This is a genomic window from Saccharopolyspora shandongensis, from assembly GCF_900106995.1.
GTDB lineage: Bacteria > Actinomycetota > Actinomycetes > Mycobacteriales > Pseudonocardiaceae > Saccharopolyspora > Saccharopolyspora shandongensis.
Map to the genome: position 1 here is coordinate 1 of NZ_FNOK01000130.1, position 1,538 is coordinate 1,538.

Annotated in this window: 1 protein-coding gene; it reads left to right on the forward strand. The window is 70.5% G+C overall.

Annotated elements, in window-relative coordinates; genetic code table 11:
* Window positions 1-166 precede the first annotated feature (166 nt).
* On the forward strand, window positions 167-1,538 hold a 1,372-nt coding region (locus BLW84_RS47125), incomplete at its 3' end, for a hypothetical protein (protein ID WP_425441838.1).

Sequence of the window (1,538 nt, forward strand, 5' to 3'; positions counted from 1 at the left end):
GCGTGCGGGTGGGGATGCGGGTGCGGTGGATGGGTGGTTTGCCAGTCCGTGGGCGCGGATTGGTGGTGAGGGTCTGCATGAGGGCGTTACCGAGATGGTCGCGACCGGGATTTTGGGTGATTTCGCGTTCAATCCGGCGGCGTTTACCGCGGGTGGGGCTTCGGGGGTGGCTGAGATCGCGGGGGAGAAGGCGGGGGCGGGTCTGAGCGGGCTGGTGTTGGGACAGGAAGCCAACAAGCATGTCCCGGGTGATGAGGATGCTGATAGCGGTTACGGCAGCGACGAGGACGCAGACGCGGACGCGGACGACGCGGGCAGTGAGTTCGGCAGCGACAGCAGCGAGTCCGGCGGCGGTAGCAGCGAGTCCGGCGGCGGTAGCGGTGAGTCCGGCTACGGCGGCGGCGAGGATGCGGACGACGCGGGCAGTGAGTCCGGCGATAGCAGCGAGTCCGGCTACGGCAGCGACACGGACGCGGACGACGCCGGCAGCGAGTCCGGCAGCGACAGCAGCGAGTTCAGCAGCGGCAGCAGCGAGTCCGGCGGCAGCAGTGAGTCTGGCAGCGGCAGCGGCGATGGTGGGCTGGGGCTGGGGGCGTTCACCGGCGGAACCACTGTCCCACCGGCTATTTCCGCCCACTCCTCCGGTCAGGGCGATTCCAGCGGTTCTGGCGGTTCTGGTGGGGGCCGGGATGCCGTGTTGCCGGGTAACGGCCGGAACCAGCCTGGCGACGAGTACAGCCTGGCTTCGGTGGGCGAGTCCCGCCGCATCAGTGTTCCCGAGGGTTCTGGTGCTGTGTCTGGGGGTGGGGAATCCTCTGGTGGCCGGGGTGTGCCGGGTGAGCGGGTCGGTGCCGAGGGCGGGTCGGACACCAAGGCTGTTGTGGATCCGGTGGGTGTTGTTGCGTCGCGGCCGGGGCAGTCGGGTGACCAGGTCCCGGCCATGCCGGGTGCTCAGGTCCCGGCCACGCCGGGTGATCCGGGTCGGTCCGAGGCCGTCCGGGAAGAGTCCGGTGGCGGGCAGCAGCACGTGCCGCAGTCACGCGCCACCGACGATCGCACTCCCGGCGAGGGCATCACGCATTCCGCCAGCCGGCACGACGGGTTCGGGCTGGGCGGCTCCGCGCAGTCCGAGCCCCACGGGGCAGACTCCGGACGGGCACCCCACGCCGGCGAGGCTGTTACCCGCAACCAGGCCAACCCGGTCTCCGAGCCCACCGGTCATCCCGATGGGGTGCGGGAGCCTGGGTCCGAGTCCACCAGCGTGCCCAGCGGCGAACGCGGTGATGCGTCTGGCGGTGCACGGTTCGGTGAGTCGACCGGCACGCCTGGCGGTGATCGCGGGTTCACCGGTGAGCCTGGTGGTAGCGGCGAACGCGGTGGGTCGACCAGCGTTGGCGAACGCGGTGACGAGTTTGGTGGTCATCGCGAGTTCACCGGCGAGTCTGGTGGTAGCCGTGAACGGGTCGGCGAGTCGGCCAGCGTGCCTGGTCGTGAGCGCGGTGATGAGTCGGCCGGTAGGCCTGGCGGTGGTCGGGAGT